Origin of the sequence: Faecalicatena sp. Marseille-Q4148, from assembly GCA_018228665.1 — a bacterium.
Classification (GTDB): Bacteria; Bacillota; Clostridia; order Lachnospirales; family Lachnospiraceae; genus UBA9414.
In genome coordinates this window covers 2,297,645-2,317,169 of sequence record CP073692.1, presented here as the reverse complement: position 1 = coordinate 2,317,169, position 19,525 = coordinate 2,297,645, and the positions used below count along the sequence as shown (strand labels likewise).

At 43.3% G+C, this 19,525-nt stretch carries 9 protein-coding genes, 9 tRNA genes and 3 rRNA genes; all 21 read right to left on the bottom strand.

All coding sequences use genetic code 11. The annotated features are described in order from the left end of the window. Positions 1-42 precede the first annotated feature (42 nt). The gene (locus KFE17_11025) at positions 43-1,362 is read right to left on the bottom strand and encodes an ABC transporter substrate-binding protein (protein QUO31390.1); all 1,320 of its coding nucleotides are present in this window, start codon (positions 1,360-1,362) and stop codon (positions 43-45) included. 123 nt (positions 1,363-1,485) lie between these two features. Next, a complete protein-coding gene (locus KFE17_11020; protein ID QUO31389.1) occupies positions 1,486-2,316 on the bottom strand; it encodes a DUF5596 domain-containing protein in 831 nt (276 codons plus the stop codon). A 109-nt stretch (positions 2,317-2,425) separates the two neighbouring features. Continuing rightward, positions 2,426-2,498, bottom strand: a tRNA-Thr gene (locus tag KFE17_11015). Between the two features lie 68 nt (positions 2,499-2,566). Further along, a tRNA-Lys gene (locus KFE17_11010) sits at positions 2,567-2,639 on the bottom strand. A 3-nt stretch (positions 2,640-2,642) separates the two neighbouring features. Beyond that, positions 2,643-2,715 (bottom strand) — tRNA-Phe (locus KFE17_11005). A 26-nt stretch (positions 2,716-2,741) separates the two neighbouring features. Beyond that, positions 2,742-2,815 (bottom strand) — tRNA-Met (locus KFE17_11000). A gap of 11 nt (positions 2,816-2,826) precedes the next feature. Continuing rightward, positions 2,827-2,908: transfer RNA gene (locus KFE17_10995), tRNA-Tyr, on the bottom strand. Positions 2,909-2,912: 4 nt separating this feature from the next. Beyond that, positions 2,913-2,985: transfer RNA gene (locus KFE17_10990), tRNA-Thr, on the bottom strand. Positions 2,986-3,051: 66 nt separating this feature from the next. Further along, positions 3,052-3,123, bottom strand: a tRNA-Glu gene (locus KFE17_10985). Between the two features lie 28 nt (positions 3,124-3,151). Further along, a tRNA-Asn gene (locus KFE17_10980) sits at positions 3,152-3,224 on the bottom strand. Positions 3,225-3,402: 178 nt separating this feature from the next. Next, positions 3,403-6,288 (bottom strand): 23S ribosomal RNA (locus tag KFE17_10975). A 370-nt stretch (positions 6,289-6,658) separates the two neighbouring features. Next, positions 6,659-6,776: ribosomal RNA gene (gene rrf, locus KFE17_10970) — 5S ribosomal RNA — on the bottom strand. Positions 6,777-6,924: 148 nt separating this feature from the next. Beyond that, positions 6,925-8,455, bottom strand: a 16S ribosomal RNA gene (locus KFE17_10965). The 16S, 23S and 5S rRNA genes sit together here with 9 tRNA genes alongside, the layout of an rRNA operon. 334 nt (positions 8,456-8,789) lie before the next feature. After that, positions 8,790-8,877, bottom strand: a tRNA-Ser gene (locus KFE17_10960). Positions 8,878-9,048: 171 nt separating this feature from the next. Continuing rightward, the gene (locus KFE17_10955; protein QUO31388.1) at positions 9,049-9,762 is read right to left on the bottom strand and encodes a 1-acyl-sn-glycerol-3-phosphate acyltransferase; all 714 of its coding nucleotides are present in this window, start codon (positions 9,760-9,762) and stop codon (positions 9,049-9,051) included. A 25-nt stretch (positions 9,763-9,787) separates the two neighbouring features. Beyond that, positions 9,788-10,342: a Fe-S-containing hydro-lyase gene (locus KFE17_10950; GenBank protein ID QUO31387.1), complete on the bottom strand. Its 555-nt coding sequence runs from the start codon at positions 10,340-10,342 to the stop codon at positions 9,788-9,790. A 12-nt stretch (positions 10,343-10,354) separates the two neighbouring features. Beyond that, entirely contained in the window at positions 10,355-11,197 is an 843-nt protein-coding gene (locus KFE17_10945; protein QUO31386.1) for a fumarate hydratase, read from the bottom strand. A 119-nt stretch (positions 11,198-11,316) separates the two neighbouring features. Continuing rightward, positions 11,317-12,672, bottom strand: coding sequence for an MATE family efflux transporter (locus tag KFE17_10940; protein ID QUO31385.1), 1,356 nt, complete (start codon positions 12,670-12,672; stop codon positions 11,317-11,319). A gap of 21 nt (positions 12,673-12,693) precedes the next feature. Beyond that, the gene (locus KFE17_10935) at positions 12,694-14,955 is read right to left on the bottom strand and encodes an alpha-galactosidase (GenBank protein QUO31384.1); all 2,262 of its coding nucleotides are present in this window, start codon (positions 14,953-14,955) and stop codon (positions 12,694-12,696) included. Positions 14,956-15,088: 133 nt separating this feature from the next. Continuing rightward, entirely contained in the window at positions 15,089-17,566 is a 2,478-nt protein-coding gene (gene gyrA / locus KFE17_10930; protein QUO31383.1) for a DNA gyrase subunit A, read from the bottom strand. 26 nt (positions 17,567-17,592) lie between these two features. Continuing rightward, positions 17,593-19,521 (bottom strand): DNA topoisomerase (ATP-hydrolyzing) subunit B, encoded by a 1,929-nt coding sequence (gyrB, locus tag KFE17_10925; GenBank protein ID QUO31382.1) that lies wholly within the window; start codon positions 19,519-19,521, stop codon positions 17,593-17,595. Between the last annotated feature and the right edge of the window lie 4 nt (positions 19,522-19,525).

The following is a 19,525-nucleotide window of genomic DNA, read 5'->3' as shown; positions in this document are numbered from 1 at the left end:
AAAAAGGCAGGGAAGTTTATCCCCTGCCCTCTCATTTTTCAATTATTCCATAGAATATCCAATCTGACATTCTTCCGAAATAGATTTTGATACATCTGCCAGAGCTTTCTCAATATCTCTGTTTTCAGACTGACATAAGTCAATGAACATTTCATTAAATCTTGTTCTCATATCTGATGTGTTGTAAGGTCCCATCCACTGTCCGTCCGGTAAGATTTCCAGTAAAAATTCAACCTGTGGAAGTTCTTCTTTATATTTTTCATTTTCTAATAAAGATTTTCTTGGCGGAAGCTGTGCACATGCAATATTATGCTCTACAAGGTTTTCTGGTTCACTGAAGAATTTTACAAATTCCCATGCACCCTCCTTGTGTTCTCCTACTTCCGGTACGATGATTCCCCAACCTGTTTCAGATGCAAATCCCATCTTATCTCCGTACATTGGAACCTGTGCATATTCAAAATCTTCACCGTATGTCAGGTCATAGCTCTCTAATCCATCAGAAATCGCCCAGGAACCAACAGATGCCATATAACCGATTCCCTGGTACACATCGTTATAGCAGTAATCTCCATTTGTTAAATGTTCCAGATCACATTCTCCGTTATCGACCATGCTCAAGATCTCTTCCATTGCTTTAATACCTTCCGGTGTTGCAAAGTTTACAGAATTATCTTCATTCAAATACTGTCCGCCCTGCTGAAGGATCATTGCCAGATAGTTACAGAATAAAGAGTCTCCATCAAGCATTTCAAAGCCTTTTACTTCTACAAGATCGCCGTTAGAAACAGATACCTCCTGTGAAACTTTTCTTAATTCTTCCCATGTTGTCGGATAAGAAATTCCTTTTTCTTCAAACATTTTTTTATTTACGATCATTCCGCCGTACTCAAGGTTATATTCCATCGGAACGCCATAGTATTTTCCATCTTTCTTATAAATACCAAGAGTTGGATCCATGTAATCAGATTCTAATTCAGAAACAAGATCTTCCGGAACTTCAGAAAGAGCATCTGTCTTAATAAAATCAGGCGCCATTCCGCCCCATACAGCCAGGATGTCAGCTCCGTCTTTTGCAGAAGTCAGTGAAGTCTGAATCTTTTCGTTGTAAGCGCTGAACGGATAGTCTGTTACTTTTACCTCATACTTATCCTGGGATTTATTGAATTTTTCTGCCATTTTCTTATAGGAAACAGTCCAGGCGTCATTCTGATGACACCAGAAATTCAGAACAACCTTCTCTCCGGAAGCATTATCCTTTTTTGCATTACTGTCAGTATTTTTATCGCTGCTGCCGCATCCGGCTGCCATACCGGCTGTCATTGCCATTACGAGCATAACTGATAAAATTCTCTTTTTCATAATTATATCTCTCCTTTTCGTATACTTTCCTTCGTTAGATATTTTATCAATCATACATAGATGCGTCTAATTGAATTATTTTATAAATGCATTTATTTATTTGTTTTTTCTATAAATAAAGTTTTATATCGGTTTGTATTGAAATACTCCAACTCCCATTCCGATATCTTCCGGGTGTTCCATGAGCCATCCTTTAAATGATCTCTGCAAACTTGTTGTCTCTGGATAAGATTGTCTATCTTCTGATATGTCACCAAAGATCCTTTCCTCTGCCTGACGGAAAGGATATACAATATCATACACTTCAAAACGATTTTGAAAATCAATGATATTACTTTCTTCTCCAAGTAAATGTTTCAGTACCGGAGACAGCAGCCAGGATTCACAGACATATACATTTTCTCCTGTAAATCCTCGATCTTTAAAAAATACTTCTGCTTTTTCAAATGCTTCCTGGCATGCATCTTTTGATAACTTACCATCTTCGGGGATATGTACGTTCAATACCTTCATCCCCTGTGGATAAGTATTGTTTTCTATTTTGATTTCTTTTTCCAGTTCAATCGGTTCAAACTGAAGTCTTCCAAGCCGGAATAATTTACCGCGAAGTGAGAGACTGATCCAGCCAGCTTCCCGAAGTCCCGGACAGCCATTTTTCTTTTCATAAGCATTTGCCCAGATTGCAATGTCTCTCATGTTTAACATATACACTTCTTCAGAAATACCTTCCTCGCAAAACCATTTCCATGCCTCTGCCGCAAAATGAACATACAGATACAATACCGTCTGTTCAAAATTCTCTGTTTCTTTTCCTTTTTCGAAAAATGCCTTCAAGTCTGTATCAAATAATTCTTTCCATTCCTGATATACTTTTTCCGGCATTTTAAAATTTTTTACAAATTGTACTGCACATTCGCTTAATCCGATCTTCTCCATTAATCTATCAATTTCCATGATAAGCCCTCTCTTTCCTAATTTATCTCATCATATAATTTTTCTATGGAATCTGTCAATTCCAAACGAGTACAAAAAAAGAACCTCGAAACTGAGATTCTTTTCGTAAAGCCGATGATCGGACTCGAACCGATAACCTGCTGATTACAAATCAGCTGCTCTGCCAATTGAGCCACATCGGCATATCATAATAACTAATTATCATATTTAGATATTAAAAAAGAGGGCCAACTAAGACTCTCTTTTTTAATGAAGCATCGGGGATTCGAACCCCGGACAACTTGATTAAAAGTCAAGTGCTCTACCGACTGAGCTAATGCTCCATATGCCCAGAGCCGGAATCGAACCAGCGACACAAGGATTTTCAGTCCTTTGCTCTACCGACTGAGCTATCTGGGCGTAACTTATTAAAATAATAAGTTGAGTTGCGGGAGCAGGATTTGAACCTACGACCTTCGGGTTATGAGCCCGACGAGCTACCAGACTGCTCCATCCCGCGATAATTTTTAATGGATGGTGGTGGATTCGAACCACCGAAAGCGTTGCTAACAGATTTACAGTCTGCCCCCTTTGGCCACTCGGGAAACCATCCATAAAGCCGATGATCGGACTCGAACCGATAACCTGCTGATTACAAATCAGCTGCTCTGCCAATTGAGCCACATCGGCATGACTATGTTATAATAACACATCACACACAATTTTGCAAGTGTTTTTTTTACACTTTCGTGTAAATGACTCCTACGGGAATCGAACCCGTGTTACCGCCGTGAAAGGGCGATGTCTTAACCGCTTGACCAAGGAGCCTCATCTTTCTGGGGCTTTCCGCCCTTAACTCCCCCTGTTGGACTCGAACCAACGACAACTCGGTTAACAGCCGAGTGCTCTACCGACTGAGCTAAGGAGGAATATTAGATGGTATGTCCGCTCAACTAAACTCGCTTACGCTCATTAAGGTTCGCGAACCACCTCGCACTAAGCTCATGCTTCCTTACCGGTCGCATTCACTAAGTTGCTTTCGGTGTACCTTCAAAACCACATACAAGAAATCTCATCCTCCGTTCACTTTCCTATCCTTTACCTCACTTGGTTATGCCCTCGACCGATTAGTAACAGTCAGCTACATGTGTTACCACACTTCCACCTCTGTCCTATCTACCTCGTCGTCTTCAAGGGGTCTTACAACTTTACGTTGGGATATCTCATCTTGAGGGGGGCTTCACGCTTAGATGCCTTCAGCGTTTATCCCGTCCCGGCTTGGCTACTCTGCTATGCATTTGGTAATACAACAGATACACCAGCGGCCAGTCCACCCCGGTCCTCTCGTACTAAGGGCAGCTCCTCTCAAATATCCTACGCCCACGCCGGATAGGGACCGAACTGTCTCACGACGTTCTGAACCCAGCTCGCGTACCGCTTTAATGGGCGAACAGCCCAACCCTTGGGACCTACTTCAGCCCCAGGATGCGATGAGCCGACATCGAGGTGCCAAACCACTCCGTCGATGTGAACTCTTGGGAGTGATAAGCCTGTTATCCCCAGGGTAGCTTTTATCCGTTGAGCGATGGCAATCCCACTTTATACCACCGGATCACTAAGTCCTACTTTCGTACCTGCTCCACCCGTCGGTGTCACAGTCAAGCTCCCTTCTGCCTTTGCACTCTTCGAATGGTTTCCAACCATTCTGAGGGAACCTTTGAGCGCCTCCGATACCCTTTCGGAGGCGACCGCCCCAGTCAAACTCCCCACCTGACATTGTCCCCCAGCCGGGTCACGGCTGCTGGTTAGAAATCCAGTACTGCAAGGGTGGTATCCCAACAGCGACTCCATGGCAACTGGCGTTACCATTTCTCCGTCTCCCACCTATCCTGTACATGCAATACCGAATCCCAGTATCAAGCTGGAGTAAAGCTCCATGGGGTCTTTCCGTCCTGGCGCAGGTAACCAGCATCTTCACTGGTATTTCAATTTCACCGGGTGCATTGTTGAGACAGTGCCCAAATCATTACGCCTTTCGTGCGGGTCGGAACTTACCCGACAAGGAATTTCGCTACCTTAGGACCGTTATAGTTACGGCCGCCGTTTACTGGGGCTTAAGTTCAAAGCTTCGCTTGCGCTAACCTCTCCCCTTAACCTTCCAGCACCGGGCAGGCGTCAGCCCATATACTTCACCTTTCGGTTTCGCATAGACCTGTGTTTTTGCTAAACAGTTGCTTGGGCCAATTCTCTGCGGCCACTTTTACATGGCACTCCTTCTCCCGAAGTTACGGAGTCATTTTGCCGAGTTCCTTAACAATGCTTCTCCCGTCGGCCTTAGGATTCTCTCCTCATCCACCTGTGTCGGTTTACGGTACGGGTACAGTACAAACAATAGCGGCTTTTCTTGACGCATGGCTCACATACTTCGTTACTTATGTTTCACTCCGCATCACGTCTTCGGCTTATCACACGGATTTTCCTATGTGACACCTACCCCGCTTGCGCCGGTCTTTCCATTCCCGGCTTATGCTCTCCACACGTGTCCCCACAGTTCTGTCATACTGCAGTACAGGAATTTCAACCTGTTGTCCATCGACTACGGCTTTCGCCCTCGCCTTAGGTCCCGACTTACCCAGAGCAGATCAGCTTTACTCTGGAAACCTTAGATATTCGGCCTGGAGGATTCCCACCTCCATCTCGCTACTCATTCCGGCATTCTCTCTTCTTAACGCTCCACAGCTCCTTCCGGTACTGCTTCGCCGCCCTAAGAATGCTCCTCTACCAATCCTTACAGGATTCCTGAGCTTCGGTAGTGTGTTTCAGCCCCGGACATTTTCGGCGCAGGACCTCTCGACCAGTGAGCTATTACGCACTCTTTTAATGTATGGCTGCTTCTAAGCCAACATCCTGGTTGTCTTTGAAATCCCACATCCTTTTCCACTTAACACACATTTTGGGACCTTAGCTGCAGGTCTGGGCTCTTTCCCTTTCGACTACCCAACTTATCTCGTGTAGTCTGACTCCCGATAAGCATCACTACGGCATTCGGAGTTTGATATTCTTCGGTAAGCTTTGACGCCCCCTAGGAAATTCAGTGCTCTACCTCCGTGTGACTCTATCGAGGCTAGCCCTAAAGCTATTTCGAGGAGAACCAGCTATCTCCGGGTTCGATTGGAATTTCTCCCCTATCCACACCTCATCCCCACCCTTTTCAACGGATGTGGGTTCGGTCCTCCATTGCCTTTTACGGCAACTTCAACCTGGACATGGATAGATCACCCGGTTTCGGGTCTACTCCGGCTGACTTGGCGCCCTATTCAGACTTGGTTTCCCTTCGGCTCCGGACCTAAAGTCCTTAACCTCGCCAGCCGACGTAACTCGCCGGACCGTTCTACAAAAAGTACGCGGTTCCACTTTATTATGGTTCCACAGCTTGTAAACACAGGGTTTCAGGTTCTCTTTCACTCCCCTCCCGGGGTCCTTTTCACCTTTCCTTCACAGTACTATGCGCTATCGGTCACTAAGTAGTATTTAGCCTTACGGGGTGGTCCCCGCTCCTTCCCACAAGGTTTCTCGTGTCTCGTGGTACTCTGGATCCCGCTCGCTCTCTTCTATTTTCAGGTACGGGGCTTTCACCCTCTCTGGCTGGCTTTCCCAAAACCATTCTCCTAATATACGAGTCACTTGTTGCGGTCCTAACCCCCGGATGCACGCATCCGGGTTTGGGCTCTTTCCATTTCGCTCGCCGCTACTTTGGAAATCGATGTTTCTTTCTCTTCCTCCGGCTACTTAGATGTTTCAGTTCACCGGGTTCCCCTCCATACGTTATGGATTGGCGTATGGATACTTGAGGGCTTCTCAAGTAGGTTTCCCCATTCGGATATCTCCGGATCGTTGGATATTTGCTCCTCCCCGAAGCTTTTCGCAGCTTATCACGTCCTTCATCGGCTCTTAGTGCCAAGGCATCCACCCTGCGCTCTTTCTAGCATAACCAACTTGCCTTCATCCACGGGAATGGACGTTAGCTACACATGCATAGCGTTGCATGCGTTGGTAATTAGGTTTGATTCATTTGAATCAGTGTTTCGAATAATTATTATCTAATAACAATTACCTCGGATGTCTTGATATTTTCATCAATTTATTTCTTATATGCGGTTTTCAAGGTACATTGACTGTTTTATCAGTCATCAGAAATCTGAACTTTTTCAGAACCCTGATCACTGGTAAAACCAGCTATCCTAAACAACACTTCCCTGTTGGTTGGGTTAGCTCGAACCTCCCCAGGTTCTTGCCAGTATCTATATGAAAGCTTCCCCTCCGGAATTTTGTCATCCCTTCCTTTGGTTTATCTTTTTTTATAATCTGGCGGCCACCTACTCTCCCACACCGTCTCCAGTGCAGTACCATCGGCCGCTTAGGTCTTAACCATCGTGTTCGGGATGGGAACGGGTGTCTCCCCTAAGCGCATCGCCACCAGAAGCATTGAGTACTTAGCGAGGTCTTCTCGAGCTTAGTACGAAAGCTGTTCTTCGCACTCCGTGTGAAGAACTTCTTCTTTCACTCCTTCTCCGAAGACTCCCTTAATAACTCAACAATAGACAACAGCTCTTACTTCTTCTTCCTTAGAAAGGAGGTGATCCAGCCGCACCTTCCGATACGGCTACCTTGTTACGACTTCACCCCAGTTATCCGTCCCGCCTTCGGCAGCTCCTCCCCTAAGGTTAGGTCACTGACTTCGGGCGTTACTGACTCCCATGGTGTGACGGGCGGTGTGTACAAGACCCGGGAACGTATTCACCGCGACATGCTGATTCGCGATTACTAGCGATTCCAGCTTCATGTAGTCGAGTTGCAGACTACAATCCGAACTGAGACGTTATTTCTGAGATTTGCTCCAGGTCACCCTTTCGCTTCCCTTTGTTTACGCCATTGTAGCACGTGTGTAGCCCTGCTCATAAGGGGCATGATGATTTGACGTCATCCCCACCTTCCTCCAGGTTATCCCTGGCAGTCTCTCCAGAGTGCCCGGCCTTACCGCTGGCTACTGAAGATAGGGGTTGCGCTCGTTGCGGGACTTAACCCAACATCTCACGACACGAGCTGACGACAACCATGCACCACCTGTCTCCTCTGTCCCGTAGGAAAGGCAACATTACTTGCCGGTCAGAGGGATGTCAAGAGCAGGTAAGGTTCTTCGCGTTGCTTCGAATTAAACCACATGCTCCACCGCTTGTGCGGGTCCCCGTCAATTCCTTTGAGTTTCATTCTTGCGAACGTACTCCCCAGGTGGACTACTTATTGCGTTAGCTGCGGCACCGAACAGCTTTGCTGCCCGACACCTAGTAGTCATCGTTTACGGCGTGGACTACCAGGGTATCTAATCCTGTTTGCTCCCCACGCTTTCGAGCCTCAACGTCAGTTACCGTCCAGTAAGCCGCCTTCGCCACTGGTGTTCCTCCTAATATCTACGCATTTCACCGCTACACTAGGAATTCCGCTTACCTCTCCGGCACTCTAGAAGCACAGTTTCCAATGCAGTCCCGTGGTTGAGCCTCGGGTTTTCACATCAGACTTGCACTTCCGTCTACGCTCCCTTTACACCCAGTAAATCCGGATAACGCTTGCCCCCTACGTATTACCGCGGCTGCTGGCACGTAGTTAGCCGGGGCTTCTTACTCAGGTACCGTCATTTTCTTCCCTGCTGATAGAAGTTTACATACCGAAATACTTCATCCTTCACGCGGCGTCGCTGCATCAGGGTTTCCCCCATTGTGCAATATTCCCCACTGCTGCCTCCCGTAGGAGTTTGGGCCGTGTCTCAGTCCCAATGTGGCCGGTCGCCCTCTCAGGTCGGCTACTGATCGTTGGCTTGGTAGGCCGTTACCCCACCAACTACCTAATCAGACGCGGGTCCATCTCATACCACCGGAGTTTTTCACACCGTACCATGCGGTACTGTGCGCTTATGCGGTATTAGCAGTCATTTCTAACTGTTATCCCCCTGTATGAGGCAGGTTACCCACGCGTTACTCACCCGTCCGCCGCTCAGTCACAATCACTTCAATCCGAAGAAATCCATAAAAGCGCTTCGCTCGACTTGCATGTGTTAAGCACGCCGCCAGCGTTCATCCTGAGCCAGGATCAAACTCTCGTTAAAAGTGTTTGTTCTTGGCGAATCAACTGCTAGCTAATTCATCCATAATTACTGTTTTTAGGTCGTTAGACTTTTGTGTCCAACTCGTTCTGAAATCTCTTTAAAGAAATTTTCAGGGTTGTTGTCTATTGTTTAGTTATCAAGGTTCTCTGTCGTTTGACAACTTATCTAGTTTATCATAACTGATTTGCTTTGTCAAGAACTTTTTTATTTTATTTTTTCAAGTCCTTGTTGTCTTTGCGACAGCTCATTTAGATTATCACATCTGTTTTGCTTTGTCAAGAAGTTTTTTCAAGTTTTTTCAAACTTTTTTCATTCTTCTTTTTTGAAAAAAGAGCGGAGAAAGAGGGATTTGAACCCTCGCACGGCGCGAACCGTCTACACCCTTAGCAGGGGCGCCTCTTCAGCCACTTGAGTATTTCTCCTGAATTCTTATTTCCATATTTAACTGTGCATCACAGTGCAAAATGTATTATACTAAACACATATGAATATGTCAATGATTTTTTTATATTTTTTTGCTTTTTATCACAAAAAACAAGATATGGTGTTTACAGAATATCTTTCTACCATATCTTGCCTTATTATTTCTCTATTTATTTTATGTGAGCATTGATTGTATCTTGAATTTGATTTTTTACCATTTCTGCAATTTCCGGTGTTTTCATATTTTTATATTCATCATATTCTATTGCCGGAAGAAAATGTACCTGCACTGTTACAGGTGCAGTACTGTTTGTGTCAAATGGTTTGTAAGCATCTATCAGCGCCACCGGTATAATTGGGCATTTTGCTTTGGTTGCTGCCTTGAAACTTCCGCCTTTAAATTCATTTACCTTATTTCCTTCTTTTGAGCGTGTTCCTTCTGCGAAGATTAGATAGTTTCTTCCTCCCTGCACTTCTTTCGTTACATCCATAATTACCTGCATTGATTGTCTCAGATCGTCTCTGTCAATCAAAAATGCCCTCATACAGGCAAATACCTGTTTTAAAAATGGTACGTTTCCCACTTCTTTTTTTGCTACAACAGAAAATGGTTTCGGACAGGATGCAACAATGGCCAAAACATCATACATTCCCTGATGATTCGGAAAAAACATAAATCCTGATTGTTTCGGGATATTTTCTTCACCGTATGTTTCTATTGTTACATTTCCACCGATATTCGCTCGTTTTGTAATAAACCGCAGCATTTTATAATGCTGTTCTTCTGTATACTTCTGTACATGGGATGCATGATAGCATAGTTTTACCCACATAAACGGTACCAGTATAATATTGCGAAGTACCATGATTAAAATTCTTTTCATTGCCCGCTATATCCCTTCTGTTCTTTTATTTTTCTGTCTGATATTCTAAAATGGCTGTTTCATAAAGATTATTACCTTCACAATCTACTACAACAATTGCCGGAAGATTCTCTACTTCCAGACGACGGATTGCTTCTGTGCCAAGATCGTCATAGGCAACCACTTCTGCCTTTTTAATACATTTAGACAAAAGCGCTCCTGCTCCGCCCACTGCTGCAAAATATACGGAAGTATTGCGGACAACTGCATCAATCACTTCTTTTGTACGTTTTCCTTTTCCAATCATTCCTGCAAGTCCCATATCAAGAAGCTTCGGTGTATACTTGTCCATACGGCTCGCTGTTGTCGGTCCTGCAGAGCCAATTGGACGTCCTTCTCGCGCCGGAGATGGGCCCATGTAATAGATCATCTGTCCAGTCAGATCTACCGGAAGCTCTTCTCCTGCTTCGATCGTCTCAATCATTCTCTTATGAGCTGCATCTCTTGCCGAATAAATCGTACCGCTTAAATATACATAATCTCCTGCTTTCAGACTCTTTACATCTTCTTTTGTAATCGGAACTCGTATCTGTCTGTCCATCTTTCTTTCCTCCTATATCACTTCTACCACATGTCGGTTTACATGACAGCAGATATTTACTGCCACCGGAAGTCCTGCTATATGTGTCGGATAAGTATTGATATTCACTGCAAGCGCTGTCGTTCTTCCACCCAGACCTCCAGGTCCGATTCCCAATCCGTTAATTCTTCTCAAAAGTTCTTCTTCCATCTCTTTTACATATGGAATTTCTGAATGTGTTCCCGCTTCTCTCGTTAATGCCTGTTTTGCCATAAGAGCACATTTCTCAAATGTACCGCCGATTCCAACTCCGACTACCATAGGAGGACATGCATTTGGTCCTGCATCCCGCACAGCTGTTAGAATCGCATCCTTCACACCTTCTATTCCATCTGCTGGCTTCAGCATAAAAATACGGCTCATATTTTCGCTGCCGAATCCTTTCGGTGCAACTGTAATTTTTACCTGATCCCCTGCCACAATTCTGCAGTGAATAACTGCCGGCGTATTATCATTTGTATTTTCTCTGATGAGCGGATCTTTTACAACTGATTTTCTCAAATATCCTTCTGTATAGCCCCGGCGTACCCCTTCATTTACCGCATCTTCCAGAAGTCCACCCTCCAGATGTACTTCCTGTCCGATTTCAAGAAATACAACTGCCATTCCTGTATCCTGACAGATTGGAATCATATCTTCTGCTGCGATTTTCAGGTTCTCCTGAAGTTGTCCAAGAATCTTCTTTCCGAGTGGAGATTCTTCATTCGCCTCTGCCTGTTTCATAATTCTGTCCATATCTTCTGAAAGAAAATGATTGGCTCTGATACACATTTCTCTGACGCGCTCTGTGATTTCACTTACCTGTATGTTTCGCACCTCTCTATACCTTCCCTTCTGCAGCAATTGCTGCTCTCGTACTAGGTCTTATTATATTACAGAATGATTGTGGCGACAAGTAGTGCAGCAATGAACTTCTTTCTCTAAAAATGCTCTTTTCACATAGATTCCCTCAATCTCTTTCTAACCGTCACAATCATTGTCATAAAACATGCCGTTCCTCCTACAAAATTGGATATTGGTTCTGCCAGGAACACACCCATCACACCAAGTCCGCCAATATACGGAAGCAGCAATGTCAGCGGCACAACGATAATTACTTTTCTAAAAATAGAAAAAAATACTGCATGTCTGGAAAATCCAAGAGCGACAAAGGTTGACTGCCCTGCAAACTGCAGAGCCATCATAAAAATTCCAAAAAAATATACTTTCATCGCCGGGACTCCGGCTTCAAGCAAAGCCCGTTCACTGCTGAACATCTTTATAAAAAATTCCGGGAAAAAGTCCACCAGACCCCATGCTCCAAGTGTAATCACAATACATACGACTGACATAAAACGGATTGCTTCTTTTACACGATCATATTTTCCTGCACCGTAGTTGAATCCTATAACCGGCTGCGCTCCATTTGTAATTCCGGTTACCGGCAAATGTGTAATTTCTCTCACAGAGTTTAATACGGTCATAACACCAACATAAATATCTCCGCCGAACCCGGCCAGAACCGCATTACAAACAATCTGTACGATTCCATTTGTTACCGCCATCACAAAACCGGATGTTCCAAGTCCTACTATCTCTTTCAGAAGCTTTGGCTGTACTTTCATTCTTCGGCGTTCCAGTCGGATCAGTACCTTTGAGCCTGTAAGAAAATGAATTACCCATACTGCAGACATGGCCTGTGAGATCACTGTTGCCAGCGCAGCGCCTTTTACCCCCATATGAAATCCAAAGATAAAGATCGGATCTAAAACAATATTGGCAACTGCACCAATCAGAACAGAAAGCATCCCTGTCTTTCCAAATCCCTGTGCATTGATAAAGCTGTTCATACCAAGACTCAGCATCACAAAACCTGTTCCTAACAAGTAGATACTAATATAATCATTTGCATACGGAAATGTGGCGTCACTGGCTCCGAATAAATATAATAGCGGGCGTTTCAGAAGAAATCCGGATGCCATAAGCGCTGCTGCCGAAAGAATCAGCATGGAACAGGTTGTCCCCATAATATTTCCGGCACGTTCTTCCTCATTTCCTCCTCTTGCGATAGAAAATAACGGCGCGCCTCCCATTCCGAATAGATTGGCAAATGCAATCATAATGGTGATCATCGGCAGCGTCAGTCCGATTCCCGTAAGCGCCTGCGATGACGCATTCGGAATGTGTCCGATGTAGATTCGGTCTACAATGTTATACATAAGATTGATTAACTGGGCCAATGTCATTGGAATTGCAAGATTTAAAATATTTCTGGATACTTTTCCTGTTCCGAAATCATGTTTCTGTTCCATTCTATCACCTGATTCTCTGTTTTATTTTGCCTTTATTCTGAACAATCTTGAAAAGTAATCTCCCTGCTGTTCTCTTAAAATATCATGAAGCCCGGAAGAAAAATCTGATACGCTTAATCCCACATTCAATAATTCATCTCCGTAATGAAGGTGTTCTTCTGTCTTTTCTCCAAAACTTCCATATTCCGTAATTTCATATCTCTGATCCGGAAGAAGTCCTTCCAGCTGAATCCTCTGAAAATTTCCCTGCGGCGGCTGCAGTACACGGAAATATGCAACAAGCGCTTCTTTCCGGTCTTTTGAAACAACCATCCATGCAGAAGAACTGTCATTCGATGAAAGCTGTTCAAATGGGCTTTTTAGGCGGTAGAACCATCCTTTCTGAATCAGTTCCCGATATTCTTTCATAAATGCTACCTGGCGTTTCATTTCTTCCAGTTCTTCTTCCGGAAGTTTTGTAATATCAAGCTCATAACCAAATGTTCCAAAATATGCCACATTTGCTCTTGTATCCAACGGGGTGTCCCTAAAAACCTGATGATTTGGCGATGCAGATACATGGCTTCCGATACTGCTTAACGGATATACCATTGATGTTCCGTACTGAATCTTAATACGCTCTACTGCATCCGTATCATCTGATGCCCATGCCTGAGGTGCATAGTAAAGCATCCCCGGATCAAATCTGGCTCCTCCGCTGGAACAGGATTCAAATAAAATGTGCGGAAACTCCTGAATCAATCTTTCATACAGCTCGTATACACCGAGAATATATTTATGCCGCACCTTTCCCTGATAAATACTGTCATTGCCATTGGAAAATACTTCCGAAAAAGAACGGTTCATATCCCATTTTACATAAGATACCGGAGCTGATCCGAGAATTTCTCTCATCTGCTGATGAATATAATCTATGACTTCTTTTTTTGAAAAATCAAGTACATACTGATTTCTGCAATGACAATAATTTCTTCTCAGATCTACAAGGAGCCAGTCCGGATGTGCCCGGAACAAATCACTGTCCTTATTTGTCATCTCAGGCTCAAACCACAGACCAAATTTCATTCCCATTGCCTCAATCTTCTCTGCCAGTCCTTTAATTCCTCCCGGAAGCTTTTCTTTATTAACATACCAGTCGCCGAGAGAACAGGTATCTGTATTTCTTTTTCCAAACCATCCGTCATCTAACACAAACAGCTCAATCCCGATTTTCTTCGCCTGACTTGCCAGCTGCAAAATCTTTTCTTCATCAAACTGAAAATAAGTGGCTTCCCAGTTATTAATAAGAATCGGCCGCACCCGGTCTCTCCACTGACCTCTTGCCAGTCTTGTACGATACAGCTCATGAAATGTCTGACTCATCCCATTTAATCCACTTCCGGAATATACCATAACAAGCTCCGGTGTCTGGAAACATTCTCCTTCTTCTAATTTCCAGCGAAATTCATTCGGATGAATTCCAAGTACAACTCTTGTTACGTTAAAATTATCAACTTCTGCCTGTGCCAGAAAATCGCCGCTATATACAAGGCTAAATCCGATAGCTTCGCCTGCACGTTCCGTTGTCTCTCGTCGTTTCAATGCCAAAAACGGATTAAACTGATGACTGCTTCCGCCTCTCATGCTGTAGATGCCCTGTGTTCCATAATTCAGCTCTCTCGTCTGAACATGCCGTTCTCTTGACCATGCCCCGGCAAGTTCAATCATTTCATATTCTTTGTCCGGAAGATCAAGACAGCCGCTCATTGCATTTAAAATTGTAATTCCTTCCTGATTATCGCATACGAATTTTACATGTTTTGTGATAACCGGATATGCTTCAAAAATGGTATATGACAGAATGATTTTTGTTTTAAGCAGCTTATCTTCCAGTACCACTTCAAGTGTCGCTGCTTCTGAATCCGTTTCTGTATACACAGCCGGCAATCCTTCTAACTTCTTCTTGCCCGCAAAAATCACATGCTCTTTATACTGAAAATCAACAGTTCTGCTCCCATTTTTCTGTTCCAGCTCAAATGCCGGATATCTCATATCTCCTGAACCATACGCCGGATATTCCTGTTTTAAATGTTCCAGTGAAAATCTGTAATTTCCTTCAAAACAATTCGGAGTCATGTCTCTTCCTGCATATTCAATTAAATACCCAAAATCATCGCAATCTGTAATTTTCTTACCGTAATAAATATGACCTAGCTGTCCATTTTTCATTACTTTAAAAATATAACTGATACTCTGATTGTACAAATGAAATTCTTTTGACTGTTCATGAAAGATAATTGGCATAATATTTCCTCCTCAGGATATTTCTGTAATTATTATTTATTATAACAGATTTTTTCGAACTGAAAAAAGCCTTCTGAAAAATTCTGCATGAATTTTTCAGAAGACTTTTGATTACAGAAAATTATTTTATCTCTTATTCTTCTGTTTCTTGTTCCTCTTCAGACTGTTCTTCTGTTTCTCTTACTTTTGCGATACTTGCTACCTTGTCATCACCTGACAGATTGATCAGTTTGACACCGGATGTAATTCGTCCAAGAACAGATATGCCGCTGCATTCCATACGGATAATAATTCCCTCTGTATTAATGATCATGATCTCATTGTCCTGATCTACTGCTTTTACGCCTACGACATTTCCTGTCTTTTCAGTAATCTTATAGCATTTTACGCCTTTGCCGCCTCGATTTTGTTTTGTAAATTCTTCCAGTTTTGTGAGTTTACCCATACCTTTTTCAGATACGATTAAAAGATAATCTCCCTGTATATCAAGCTGCATTCCAACGATTTCATCCCGATCGCCGAGATTCATACCGCGAACCCCCATTGAAGTCCTTCCGGTCGGTCTTACGTCGCTTTCATTAAAGCGGATACACTGTCCGTATTTTGTCACAAGAATAATATCCCGCTCATTATCTGTTGCCTTTACTTCGATCAATTCATCATCTTCTCTGAGGGTAATTGCTGCCAGTCCGGTCTTTCTTACATTTGCATAATCCTGAATCGGAGTTTTCTTTACAAGACCTTTCTTTGTAGCCATAAACAGATAATGTCCTTCTTCGTATTCCTCAATCGGAATGACAGCAGTGATTTTCTCACCCGGCATCATCTGCAGCAGGTTAATGATTGCTGTTCCTCTTGCCGTTCTGCTTGCCTCCGGAATCTCATAACCTTTCATGCGGTACACCCGTCCTGTATTCGTAAAGAACATAAGATAATGATGTGTAGAAGTCATAAACAGTTCTTCTACATAATCTTCGTCCAGTGTCTGCATTCCTTTAATGCCCTTACCTCCCCGGTTCTGGCTCTTGAATGCATCTACAGACATTCTCTTAATATATCCTAATTTTGTCATTGTGATAACAACATTCTGTTCCGGAATCAGATCCTCCATGGAAATATCAAACTCATCAAAACCAATCGATGTTCTTCTGTCATCACCATATTTATCACGGATTACAATAATTTCTTCCTTGATTACTCCAAGAAGCAGTTTTCTGTCTGCAAGAATCGCTTTTAACTCGCCGATTCGTTTCATCAGTTCCGCATACTCTGCTTCCAGTTTTTCCCGCTCCAGACCTGTCAGCGTACGCAGACGCATTTCCACAATCGCCTGTGCCTGTGCCTCAGACAGTTCAAAACGTTTAATCAATTCTGCCTTTGCAATCTGTACTGTTTTGGAACCGCGGATAATTGTGATTACTTCATCAATATTATCAAGTGCGATCAACAAGCCCTGTAAAATATGAGCCCGCTCTTCTGCACGATTTAATTCATATTTCGTTCTTCTTGTGACAACCTCTTCCTGATGCTTCAGATAGAGATTCAGCATATCGAGAATATTAAGCACCTTTGGTTCATTTCCAACAAGCGCCAGCATAATTACACCAAAGGTATCCTGCATCTGCGTATGCTTATATAACTGATTCAGAATTACATTTGCATTGACATCTCTTCTAAGCTCAATACAGATACGCATACCTTCACGGTTCGACTGATCACTCAGATCTGTAATTCCATCGATTTTCTTGTCACGCACAAGCTCTGCTATTTTTTCAATCAGGCGTGCTTTATTTACCATATACGGCAATTCTGTGACAACAATACGGCTCTTGCCATTTTGCATCGGTTCAATGTCTGTTACTGCACGCACACGAATCTTACCTCTTCCGGTACGATAAGCTTCCTCGATTCCTCTTGTTCCAAGAATCGTTGCTCCTGTCGGAAAATCAGGTCCTTTAATAATCTTTAGTATATCTTCAATTGTCGTTGTTCCATTATCATCAATCTGATCATCAATAATCTTCACCACTGCATCGATCACTTCTCGAAGATTGTGCGGCGGAATATTCGTCGCCATACCAACTGCAATTCCGGATGTTCCATTGACAAGAAGATTTGGAAATCTTGCCGGAAGCACGGTTGGCTCTTTTTCTGTCTCATCAAAGTTTGGAGCAAAATCTACAGTATTTTTATTAATATCTGCTGTCAGCTCCATAGAAATCTTACTGAGTCTTGCCTCTGTATATCGCATGGCAGCAGCTCCGTCTCCATCGACAGAACCAAAGTTTCCGTGTCCGTCTACAAGGGGATATCTTGTAGACCACTCCTGAGCCATATTTACGAGTGCACCATAGATCGAGCTGTCTCCATGCGGATGATATTTACCCATTGTATCACCGACAATACGCGCACATTTACGATGCGGTTTGTCCGGACCGTTATTCAGTTCGATCATTGAATACAAAATTCTTCTCTGTACCGGTTTCAGACCGTCCCTTACATCCGGAAGCGCCCGGGATGCAATAACACTCATGGCGTAATCAATATACGATTTCTCCATTGTCTTTTGCAGGTCTACTTCGTGGACTTTATCAAAAATGTTGTCTTCCATGTCTTACTCTCCTTCTCATCCACAGATTAAATATCAAGATTTTCTACAAATCTTGCATTTTCTTCAATAAATTCACGTCTTGGCTCTACCTTATCTCCCATTAATGTGGTAAATGTCAGGTCAAGTTCAGAAGATGTTTCATCATCCATTACAACACGTTTCAAGATTCGATGCTGCGGATCCATCGTTGTATCCCAAAGCTGTTCTGCATCCATTTCTCCAAGACCTTTATAACGCTGAATCTTATTATTCTGATCACGTCCAACTTCTGAAAGAATCTTATCCAGTTCTGCATCACTGTATGCATACCAGACTTTTTTATTCTTCTCAAGCTTATATAACGGCGGCTGTGCAAGATATACATATCCCTGTCTGATCAGCTCCGGCATAAAACGATACAAAAATGTTAATAGCAATGTGCTAATATGTGCTCCATCGACATCGGCATCTGTCATAATGATAATCTTGTGATATCGAAGCTTTGAAATATCAAAATCATCATGAATTCCTGTACCAAACGCAGTAATCATTGCTTTAATTTCAGCATTGGCATATATTTTATCCAGTCTTGCTTTTTCTACATTCAGAATTTTTCCGCGAAGCGGCAGGATTGCCTGAGTCGCACGGTCGCGGGCTGTCTTTGCAGAACCGCCGGCAGAATCTCCCTCTACGATATAAATCTCACAATTTGCCGGATTCTTATCCGAACAGTCTGCAAGTTTTCCCGGAAGAGACATGCCTTCCAGTGCAGATTTTCTTCTTGTCAGATCTCTCGCTTTCCTTGCGGCTTCCCTTGCACGCTGTGCCATAACAGATTTTTCAACAATCATTTTTCCGACAGACGGATTCTGTTCAAGGAAAATTTCCAACTGTGATGCAACAACGCTCATAACAGCTCCGCGCGCTTCGCTGTTTCCAAGCTTTTGTTTCGTCTGCCCTTCAAACTGAGGATCTTCAATCTTAACACTGACAATCGCAGTTAAACCTTCTCTGATATCTTCTCCTGATAAATCCGGTTCATTATCTTTTAATAATTTATTTTTTCTTGCATAATCATTAAATGTCTTTGTCAGCGCAGTACGGAAGCCTGCAATATGAGTTCCGCCTTCCGGTGTTGTGATATTATTAACGAATCCATATGTATTTTCTGTAAAGGAATCATTATGCTGCAGAGCAACTTCCACCGCAACGCCGTCTTTCAGACCTTCGCAATAAATAATTGTCTCGTATAACGGTGTCTTGCTTTTATTCAGATATGCAACAAATTCCTTAATACCGCCTTCATAGTGGAATGTATGCTCTCTTACTTCTTCTCCTCTGTAATCGTGCAGAACAATTCTAAGGCCTTTCGTTAAAAATGCAGTTTCCCTGAGCCGCTGCTTCAAAATATCGTAATCATATACGGTTTCTTCAAAGATCTCTCCGTCCGGAAGAAATGTTACTTTTGTTCCGGTCTTTTCCATATCACATTCGCCGATCACTTCCAGTTTCTTGACTACTTTGCCACGTTCATAACGCTGCATATAAACTTTGCCGCCGCTGCAGATTTCTACTTCTAACCACACAGACAGCGCATTTACAACAGAGGCGCCTACACCATGCAGACCTCCGGATACTTTGTATCCTCCACCGCCGAATTTACCTCCTGCATGCAGAACAGTAAATACAACCTCTACTGCCGGAAGCCCTGTTTTGTGATTGATTCCAACCGGAATTCCACGCCCATTATCAATAACTGTAATAGAATTGTCCTGATTGATCGCCACATCTATCGTATCACAATAGCCTGCCAGCGCCTCATCAACTGCATTATCTACGATTTCGTACACGAGATGATGAAGTCCTCTCGATGACGTACTTCCTATGTACATTCCAGGTCTTTTTCTTACCGCTTCCAGTCCTTCTAATATCTGGATCTGGTCGGCGCCGTATTCTGTACTTACTGTACTACCCATTTTA

Coding starts and splice junctions, on each gene's coding strand:
- KFE17_10935 (QUO31384.1), bottom strand. CDS start 14,955: ATGCCAATTATCTTTCATGAACAGTCAAAAGAATTTCATTTGTACAAT.
- gyrA (QUO31383.1), bottom strand. CDS start 17,566: ATGGAAGACAACATTTTTGATAAAGTCCACGAAGTAGACCTGCAAAAG.
- KFE17_10950 (QUO31387.1), bottom strand. CDS start 10,342: ATGGACAGACAGATACGAGTTCCGATTACAAAAGAAGATGTAAAGAGT.
- gyrB (QUO31382.1), bottom strand. CDS start 19,521: ATGGGTAGTACAGTAAGTACAGAATACGGCGCCGACCAGATCCAGATA.
- KFE17_10955 (QUO31388.1), bottom strand. CDS start 9,762: ATGAAAAGAATTTTAATCATGGTACTTCGCAATATTATACTGGTACCG.
- KFE17_10940 (QUO31385.1), bottom strand. CDS start 12,672: ATGGAACAGAAACATGATTTCGGAACAGGAAAAGTATCCAGAAATATT.
- KFE17_11025 (QUO31390.1), bottom strand. CDS start 1,362: ATGAAAAAGAGAATTTTATCAGTTATGCTCGTAATGGCAATGACAGCC.
- KFE17_11020 (QUO31389.1), bottom strand. CDS start 2,316: ATGGAAATTGATAGATTAATGGAGAAGATCGGATTAAGCGAATGTGCA.